General features: G+C 46.2%; 9 protein-coding genes. 6 read left to right on the forward strand and 3 right to left on the reverse strand.

Features of this window, described 5'->3' with window-relative positions:
* Positions 1–422: 422 nt before the first annotated feature.
* Together ACUVJL_RS09990 and ACUVJL_RS09995 are read right to left on the reverse strand one after the other, a co-directional pair.
* Positions 423–1,343 carry a class I SAM-dependent methyltransferase gene (locus tag ACUVJL_RS09990; protein ID WP_445245695.1) on the reverse strand — a complete coding sequence of 307 codons (921 nt, stop codon included), beginning with the start codon at positions 1,341–1,343 and terminating at the stop codon, positions 423–425.
* Positions 1,309–3,267 (reverse strand): cation:proton antiporter, encoded by a 1,959-nt coding sequence (locus ACUVJL_RS09995; protein WP_445245696.1) that lies wholly within the window; start codon positions 3,265–3,267, stop codon positions 1,309–1,311. The genes ACUVJL_RS09990 and ACUVJL_RS09995 overlap by 35 nt, the downstream gene beginning before the upstream one ends.
* Here ACUVJL_RS09995 and ACUVJL_RS10000 point away from each other — a divergent pair.
* Positions 3,230–3,388, forward strand: a complete 159-nt coding sequence (locus ACUVJL_RS10000) for a hypothetical protein (protein WP_445245706.1) — start codon at positions 3,230–3,232, stop codon at positions 3,386–3,388. The genes ACUVJL_RS09995 and ACUVJL_RS10000 overlap by 38 nt on opposite strands.
* A 490-nt stretch (positions 3,389–3,878) precedes the next feature.
* Here ACUVJL_RS10000 and ACUVJL_RS10005 read toward each other — a convergent pair whose 3' ends face one another.
* Positions 3,879–5,174 (reverse strand): GH25 family lysozyme, encoded by a 1,296-nt coding sequence (locus ACUVJL_RS10005; protein ID WP_445245697.1) that lies wholly within the window; start codon positions 5,172–5,174, stop codon positions 3,879–3,881.
* Positions 5,175–5,277: 103 nt separating this feature from the next.
* Between ACUVJL_RS10005 and ACUVJL_RS10010 the strand changes: the two genes are divergently transcribed.
* The 5 genes from ACUVJL_RS10010 (at position 5,278) to ACUVJL_RS10030 (ending at position 8,946) form a co-directional block, all read left to right on the forward strand.
* On the forward strand, positions 5,278–5,772 hold the full coding sequence (locus ACUVJL_RS10010) for a DUF427 domain-containing protein (protein WP_445245698.1): 495 nt from the start codon (positions 5,278–5,280) through the stop codon (positions 5,770–5,772).
* Between the two features lie 916 nt (positions 5,773–6,688).
* Entirely contained in the window at positions 6,689–7,222 is a 534-nt protein-coding gene (locus tag ACUVJL_RS10015; RefSeq protein WP_445245699.1) for an O-acetyl-ADP-ribose deacetylase, read from the forward strand.
* Positions 7,223–7,496: 274 nt separating this feature from the next.
* Complete coding sequence (locus ACUVJL_RS10020) at positions 7,497–8,615, forward strand: GGDEF domain-containing protein (RefSeq protein ID WP_445245700.1); 1,119 nt, start codon at positions 7,497–7,499, stop codon at positions 8,613–8,615.
* 22 nt (positions 8,616–8,637) lie between these two features.
* Positions 8,638–8,796, forward strand: coding sequence for a hypothetical protein (locus tag ACUVJL_RS10025; protein WP_445245701.1), 159 nt, complete (start codon positions 8,638–8,640; stop codon positions 8,794–8,796).
* Positions 8,797–8,817: 21 nt separating this feature from the next.
* Complete coding sequence (locus tag ACUVJL_RS10030; protein ID WP_445245702.1) at positions 8,818–8,946, forward strand: hypothetical protein; 129 nt, start codon at positions 8,818–8,820, stop codon at positions 8,944–8,946.
* Positions 8,947–9,132: the final 186 nt, after the last annotated feature.

Raw genomic sequence — 9,132 nt, forward strand, 5'->3', positions numbered from 1 at the left:
TAAAATGTGACCGACAACCATTGGCTCTCACAAACAACCTTTGCGCGATCGGCTCCAACGATTGGTTAGACTTGTAGATGTAAAGTTACTAAATTATTCCTATCTCTCTTCTCTTAATCTGCGTGAATCTGCGTCAATCCATTGTCATCTGCGGTTAAAAATTTCTCTTTTTTTTACCGCAGATGAGGGCAGATAAACACAGATTAACGCAGATGGATTATCTCAAGTCCGGTTGCACGATCCTTGATTTTTGGCTGTTGAGTAGATTTGACGCCCGACGATGCTACCGGATTTGATATGATACGCTTCTAGAGCTATACGTGCAGCTTTAACCTCATGCTGAGGGGATAATTTATTCTGAAGTTTTTCCTGGTTTGCTGTTAAATAAGTTTGCTTTGTTAGCTGGGAATGTAGCGAGAGCGCTAGAGGTTGTGCTGCGACGGGATATCAATATTATGTGAAATATGTGTCTTATTTTTATTGCTTTTTTCCCCGCAAGCCATCAACCAAAAACTCATCATCGATCGATCGCCCGCAGCTACAAACTCATCCCGCGAAACCAGATAGCTTTCTATTTCCGACTCTGAAATCAACCCCTGTTTGACCATCTGGAAAATGGGACCGGAGTCAAGCAAAGGTTGAAACGCCTCAATTCCGATGATATCGCTGTGGCTGACAACGGCTTCTAAATCAACGCTAACAAACCCAGCTTCTTTGAGAATGCGGCACAGATTTCGCCCGACGCATAAATTGCCGCCCCGCGATGCCATCACCTGCTTGAATTTCTCCCTGACAATCTCGACTGACCAAGGCGGATTTGTCAGCCAAAACAGATCCGCGTCGCTATCAATAATCACCAGTTTGCCGCCCGGTTTCAAGATGCGGAATATTTCTCTAGCTGCTGCGACGGGCTCTGGGAGGTGAACGAACAGCAAACGGGCGATCGCAAAATCGAAAGTGTTAGCCGCCAAACCAGTATCCGCAACTGATGCTTGGATGCGATTTACTCGATCGCCCCCTTTGTCCTGCAAATATGCTACTGCTTTTTCGTGCAGTACCGGGTCAATTTCTACCGCTGTTACCGAACTGTTTTGCAGCAATTCTAACAGTTTTTCGGTGAAAAATCCCGGCCCGCTACCAGCTTCCAAAACATTCATCCCGTCGGCTAAACCGAACCACTTTAAAGTGCGCGCTTCCTTTTCCCAACTGAGGAGAACTTGAGCTTTTAACCGCTGAATTTCTCCCTCAAACTCCAGATTGTACGTGTTTGCTTGATACGAACCTTCTGCCGTCATAAAATCATTCCTCTTACCGCGAAACTGGCGGCTGTAAAACTTTAGCATCCTTTGCTATTTCCGCTGACTCCAAAACCTGCTCTAAAACCGGAGGAGGAATCGGCACTTCTTCAACTACCTGATGCTTTTCCAAAGTCAAACGAGACTGCGACGAACCAGACAATCTTTTCAACAATTTCGGTGTCGGATCGTACAGCAAATAAATAATTCGATCGCCTGCTTGCCAAATCTGGGTCGCCGACACTACTTGCAAGTACCCTTGCCTTTCCAGCAGCAGCGGCGCTAACTCCCCGGCTTGAACCAAAGCTTGCAAGTGAGCAATCTGAAACTGCAATCCCTCACTTTTTAACTCAGTTTCCCCCAATTTTACTTCGCCGTCGCTCAAATATTCGTTCCAATCCTTCAGCGACAAATCCGATACAAAAGCTTGATTAATTTTAGCCTGATTTGCCGGCGTATTTGCTTGCGGATCTTTGGGGAATATTGCCAAAACCCTCGGGGGTGCAAACTCTTCGGCCGCTCGCTGAGCTAACACTAAGTTTACCTCGCCGTTGTTAGTCATGGCCAGAAAAGTTCCCATCGAATCGAGTCCGGCTTCCTCTAACACGCTGTGGTCGAGAGCACTGCTCAAAAACACCCGCAAACCTTCTCGTTCTGCTTGCGCGCAAGCTTCCGGGTTGGTGTCGATAATTGCCACCGATTCTCCGCGTTCTTGAAACAAGCGAGCAATTAATCTGCTCAAAGGATTTGATCCCACAATTGCAGCACCGGTTGCGGATTTTGAGGTGATGCCCAAAAGTTGAGCGATCGCTCCGGCCGTTAATCCCTGGACGAAAACTGTCATAATAATTGTTAGGAAAACTAAGGCTTTAATCGAGTCGCCACCGTTGATTCCCCGCTGGGTGAGCAAAATTGCAAATAAAGATGCGATCGACGCAGAGACAATTCCCCTCGGCGCTACCCAACAAACAAATAATTTCTGCCGCCAATTCAGTCCGCTGTTCCAAGTACACAGCCAAACGTTGATCGGCCGTACTACCCACATTAAAGCTAAAACAGTAAACAAACTTCCCCAACCGAGGGCGACCACACTAGCGAGGGATAAATCGGCCGCCAGCAGCACGAACAGCATGGAAATAGCAAGGACTGTGAGTTGACCTTTAAACCTCCTCAGCAGCCTTTCTTCCGGCACAGCAGCGGCTCTGAGGACGATGCCGGATAGGACTGTTGCCATCAGTCCCGATTCGCTGCGGATTTCTTCTGCTAAGCCGAAAAACCCCCACAAACCGGCTAAAACTACTAAGTTTTTGAGGTCTTCTGAGAGAAATTGCGATCGCTTGAGAATGAATCCCAGCAGCCAACCTCCCGCAACTCCGACGACTGCGCCAACGAAGAGTCGCACGATTAAATCTCGGAACAAAACCAGCAAATCAGCATTGCCGTTCAAAATAATATTCAGCACCAATACTGCCAGAATTGCCCCGACAGGATCGATTAAAACGCCTTCTGCTTCTAGCAAGGCTGCAACTTGTTTGTCAACGGATACTTGTTTGAGCAAAGGGCCGATTACCGTCGGGCCAGTGACGACTACTAGAGAAGCATACAGAAATGCGATCGGCCAGGGAAATTCCCCCAACCAGTGTGCGGCCATTCCGCCGCCAATTAGCGTAATTAAAGTGCCTACTGTAACTAAATTGCGGATGCTGCCGGAAAGTTTGCCCAAATCTCGCAATTCCAAATTCAAGCCACCTTCAAACAGAATTAAGGCTACGCAAAGGGATACCATAACTTCCAAACCGCTGCCCAGCAGATTGGGGTGCAGCACTCCCAAGCAGTCTGGGCCGGCTAAAATGCCAAACAACAGCAAAAAGACGATCGCCGGAACTTTCAGATAAGCGGCGAGAACTTGAGCGCTGATGCCACAGATGACGGTCATGACCATCAACTGGGTGATGTTAAAGGGGATTTCCATAGATATAATTGTTACAGGCTGCCCGCTCAGTTTTAAAGGTTCGATCGCGGGTAATTGCAGTGCAGGCGCTATTTTCGGCGCAGCTTACAAACTCGGCACGGCCCTGGATTTTTCCCAATAAGATTAAAAAACCTTGATAGTGGCTATAACTTTATCAGATAATTCTCTGGGCGTCAAAGATGGCAGTAAGCTGTAGCTAAGCGAGAGATTGTCTATTATGTTCGAGAGTCTAATGGAGATGCAGGGAGAGAGGGAGAGGATTTGACGAGTTTTGATGTGGAGTCAATCTCAAATCTCAAATCTCAAATACCAAGTTTTGGCGGCTTTTCAATTACAGAGGGGTCAATCGATTTTAGATTTTAGATGTTAGATTTTAGATTGAAGCATTGACCCCACGGATAGATTCGGGGGGCAAGTTTCATCGGATAAAGGTTTTTTATTTCTGGGTTCTGAGTCTCCGAAGGAATGAATCCGGGGGCTTGTATCCTGGATGCTTTCGGTCAAACCCCCAGATTCATTTGTGGAGTCAATCTCCCATCTAAAAAACTCTAAAATCGCCTGATTCATCTGTAGAGTCAATCTAAAATCTAACATCTAAAATCTAAAATCTATTATCGATTGGCATTCTGCCACCTGCGAAAAAACTCCGATAGAATTGCCGGCGAAATTCGCCCTTCCAGCCAATCTAAAGCCTGGTTTTGGTTCGGTGCTGCCCGATAAAATTTGCACGCATCTATCAGCCGAATCGGAGAATTTAGGACAGTAGATTGAGAGCGCCACTTTTGCGCAAACTCGGCAATAATAGCCGGAGAAAGTTGTTTTTGCAGCCAATCTAAAGCTTGGTCTTGTTCTGCTAAACCGCGATAAAATTTGCCGACATCTATCAATCGCAAATTAGTGTCTTGAGGTAAGGTAGTTGCCCGCCATTTTTGAGCAAATTCCCCTAAAACAGAGTTAGAAACTTGACTTTGCAGCCAAATTAAGGCAGTATCTTGGCTAGCGCTAGCTTGATAAGACGAGAATACCTGAGTCAGCCGCACGCCTGATATGGGAGCCGGTGTCGGAGCCGGTGTCGGAGTTGGTACCGGAGCCGGTGTCGGAGTTGGTGTCGGCGCTGGAGGGGGGACAACTACTTTGGGAGATTTTCGCATCAAAGCAGCCCAGGTTTTGATGCCTGCAATGCCATCTGCATTGAAACCTTGAGATTTCTGAAACGAGATGAGCGCCGCTGTGGTAGTGGGTCCAAATTTACCGTCCATCGCGCCTTGATAGAAACCTTTAATTCTTAATTCCTTCTGGATGTCTGCAACTTTATAACTTACGGCGCCTTCTCGGACGCTTTCAAAAATATTGGTGTCTACATTGCCCGAGATGCCGGAAACGGTGCCTGTATCGCTGTATTGCCAAAAAGTCCAAGTTTTCCAGCCGCCGGGAACCCAAGGTTCCTCAGCAGTGGTATAGTGAGCAATCCACAGTGGGTAATCGGCAAACCGTTTTGTCCCCAAGTTGTCCCAAAAACCGGGGTAGGTGTAGATAATCGGCCGCATCAAGGTGGCTTTTTCGACTGCTTCTAGCCAAATTGCGGCTCGATCGCACAATTGATCCCCACTCAAACCCCCTGTAGTTTCCAAATCCAAGACTGCAGGCAAATCCCCCGCTTCTAGTTTTACAGTTTTCAAGAACAAATCTATTTGTCCTTGAACGCTGCTTGCGGGTCGAAAAAAGTGGTAAGCACCGCGTTGAATCCCCGCCGCTTTCATAGCCGCCCAATTGCGGGCGAAAGTTTGGGCAACGAACGTTGCACCCTCGGTCGATTTGACAAAACTGAAGGCAATACCATCCCGGGCAACTGCTTGCCAATTGACATTGGGCTGGTAGTCGGAAACGTCTATACCGCGAATACTCATATTACGGAGAGTTGAGAAAAGCTGGTTGGGTCTGAACGATTAAGGCTAGATTAAATTGTAATGCTAAGTCGCTAAGTGTTTTTTTTCAGTGGAGATTGTGCGAATGAATTTCGATCGAATAGAGCCCGGCCCTGGTCAAGAGTCTGTTTGGGATTACCCGCGTCCCCCTCGCCTTGAGGAATCGACCAAACACGTACAGATTGTTTTTAATGGAGTGACGATCGCCGACACGCGCCGCCCTCAGCGGGTATTGGAGACAAGTCACCCTCCTGCCTACTATATCTCCCCCGAGGACATCCAAATGCAATATTTGCACAAAACTTTACGGGGTTCTTGGTGCGAGTGGAAGGGACAAGCCGGTTATTACACTGTGACGGTAGAGTCGAAAGAAGTAGTAAATGCTGCTTGGTTTTATCCCAATCCTAATCAGGTTTTTGCAGCTATTAAAGATTATGTGGCTTTTTATCCCAGCAAGATGGATGCCTGTTATGTGGACGGGGAATTAGTGCAATCTCAACCAGGGGATTTTTACGGCGGCTGGATTACCAAAGATATTGTCGGACCGTTTAAGGGAGGGCCCGGAACTTGGGGGTGGTGAGGGAATGTTGAGATTGTTTCCTTCCTGGCAACGCTTCGCGGTTTTGGGTTTTGAGTTGAGGACTGGCGCCGACAACTGGTTTATAGCAGAAAGAAGAGGTGGGGCGGGGATAAATCTACCAAGAAATGAGGTTTCATACAGCAAGTGCGTCAGGAAAGCCGATTTGACATTGTTTATGGGAAATTTGAGATTTACTCCACAGATAAATCTGGGAGATTGAACTCGGCTCTCCAATCTTTGCCTCTCCACGACTCCTGTCGGAAACTTGTCTCCGTTTTTGGGCGGGGTGAGTCCTAGTAATTATGAACCTGCCCCTTCTTCGCTAATTTTTCTTTTCTTCAGCATAGCTGCTCCTGATACTTTTAATCTAGACAATTTCAGATATCCTGAGACAACCCATATCTAACAATCGTATTGCTAGGAAAGGTGGTATCCCACAGGGCGATCGCATAACGATAACGATTTGTTTTTTTGTTGAGGACACCAGTGGACATTAAGAACTACTCCAGAATAAGGCACGTCTATATCGGCTAGTATAATCGGCTTTTCATGGTAAGTAGCAATATGGCTACAAGTTGTTTTTGTCCACTATTTTTTGTCCACTATAGAGAAGCAACACTTTTAGTTATTGACATTTTCTTGGCATTCATGAGAGTCTAACAGAAGATATGCTGATTATTCCGAGAATATTTAATAAAAACTTGTTCAGTTAAGTGCTTATCTTCTCTTCTCTTTGTCTGTATCCTGTGTGTCAAGAGCGGTTCATTAAAAAAAGTCTCGTTCATAAATCGGCAGAGGATTGCCGTACTAACGGCATATCAACTCTGCAGTCGGGAGTTTGGAGAGTGGGGTTTGCATTGCGCGCCCTACTTGCAATTTGTTAAGCTAGATTTGAAATTTAAAATTTTGAATTGTGATGTTAGACCGGATAACAGTCATTGAAGGCGATATTACAAAGCAAGAGGTAGATGCGATAGTCAATGCAGCTAACGAAACTCTTTTGGGAGGCGGCGGTGTAGATGGAGCAATTCACCGGGCGGGCGGCCGCGGTTTGTTGGAAGAATGCAGAAAATTGAATGGCTGTGCGACTGGTGAGGCTAAGATTACTGGCGGTTACAGCCTTCCTTGTCGCTGGGTAATTCACACCGTCGGCCCCGTTTGGAAAATTGGCCCCGTCTCGGAAATTGGTACGCGTCGAGAGGATGAGCTGTTAGCTCGATGTTACCGCAACAGTTTGACTTTGGCCCAGCGGTACAAAATCCGCACAATTGCTTTTCCCGCTATCAGTACGGGTGCGTTTTGTTTCCCGATCGACCGGGCAGCCAAAATAGCCGTATCTGAAGTTAAGCAGTTTCTCGCCAATAATAGCTCGATCGACCAAGTGATGCTGGTTTGTTTCGGTCAATCCGCATATCAGTGCTATTTGAAGGCCGCCGAGGATATAGCTTAAGTCGATCGAGCTCCTATATCTCCCAGCTTTTACGAAATAGGAGTGCATCTTGCCCATAAAAATCACTACTAAAAATCTTAGTAATGATTTAATCATTATATTATTCAGTGAGTACGAATGAATAAAGTAAATACACCCCTGGCACGAACACAGAAGTCTGATACTGCCAACTCATGTCCTCAACAATACAGCCAATGCTACTATATTAAGCTAATATCAGCCAATAGCGGACTGTAGGTTTCTTGCTGCTTTATTGTTTATTTGGATCTGCGCTGTGTCTGTTGAATTTATCGCGCCATATAACTCACCGCAAAAAACACCAGAAAATTTATCTTTAGAGTCTACTCTTAAGGATCTGGCTGTATTCAATTTTCAGGTTGAATCCTCATCTCTCGCCAAAGACGTAGCTCGGTTGTTTCAAGCTCACCCCCTGCTTCCGGGAGTTATCTTGACCGTAAACGGCGAATTTTTAGGGATGATATCGCGTCGGCGATTTATGGAACGCATGAGCCGCCCTTACGGAGTAGACATATTTGCTGACAGACCGATTAAAGCCTTGTATCAAATAGATCAAACCGAGCTGTTAATTTTACCAGGAATAGCCTTAATTGTCATGGCAGCTCAGCGAGCCGTGCAGCGGCCGCCGGAACTGCTTTACGAGCCGATTGTTGTGCAGTTAGAACCTCAAGTTTACCGCCTTTTAGACGTGCATCAAGTATTGGTAGCTTTATCTCAAATTCACCAACAAGCTACTTGGTATATTAGCGAACTTTATTACAATTTATCGGTCACGCAATCCGAGCTAGAAGCAGCTAATTTTCAATTAAAAGCAGCTAATTCCGAATTGTATCGCCTGGCCAACTCAGATGGCTTAACTCAGGTTGCCAACCGCCACTGTTTTAACGAATACTTAGAGAAAGAATGGCAACAATTGGGAGAAGCAGGAGCAGAACTATCTTTAATTTTATGCGATATTGACTTTTTTAAGAAATACAACGATACTTACGGACATCAGGCGGGAGATGCTTGTTTGCAACAGGTAGCCAAAACTATTGTTGAGGCTGTAAATTACGCAGCAGGCGAAGTTTCGGAGGAGACGATGGTAGCTCGTTACGGAGGTGAAGAATTTGCGGTAATTTTGCCTGGGATTGCACCCGACCTTGCTGTCTCGATTGCAGAGGAAATTCGAGTCTGGGTGAAAAAACTTGAAATTGAAAATATTAAATCACCAGTGTCTTGTTGGGTTACACTGAGTTTGGGAGTAGCTAGTACGGTTCCTCGACCGGAAACTTCAAAAAAAGATTTGATTGCAGCAGCAGACCGTTCGCTTTATCAAGCTAAAGACGCAGGGCGCGATCGAGTAATTTTAGATGCTATCAAATTAGATAAGTAGAAGAGGTTGAGTTGAGGAATTTTTGCCTTATAAAATTGCAGGAATGGCAAAAATTGAGCGAAGAAAAAAATATTGCTACTCAGAGGAATTAGCAGCACATCTGCCACAGTCAGTAATTTTTAAAGGTTTGCGATTTTACCCTGATGGCGGTTCCGAACTCTCTATTGCCATTTTTGAGTAGGGAGGAGCTTTATTTTCTCTGATGCCAGGGGGTGAAGTCCAAATCGGATACGAAGCCGACAACTTTCGCCCGACAAACGAGCAAATCGAATCATTTCAAGATACTGCTGAGGAATACGGGTTCGATCGAGACATCTACTCTTACGTATAGCCTTTCTCAGTAACATGAGGTGCTCTCGCGGCCTCCGTGGGCATAGGGCATAGGGCATAGGGCATAGGGCATAGGGCATAGGGCATAGGGCATAGGGCATAGGGCATAGGGCATAGGGCATAGGGCATAGGGCATAGGGCATAGGGCATAGGGCATAGGGCATAGGGCATGGGCATAGGACTTGCC

Source organism: Microcoleus sp. OTE_8_concoct_300, from assembly GCF_031383065.1.
Classification (GTDB): domain Bacteria; phylum Cyanobacteriota; class Cyanobacteriia; order Cyanobacteriales; family Microcoleaceae; genus Microcoleus.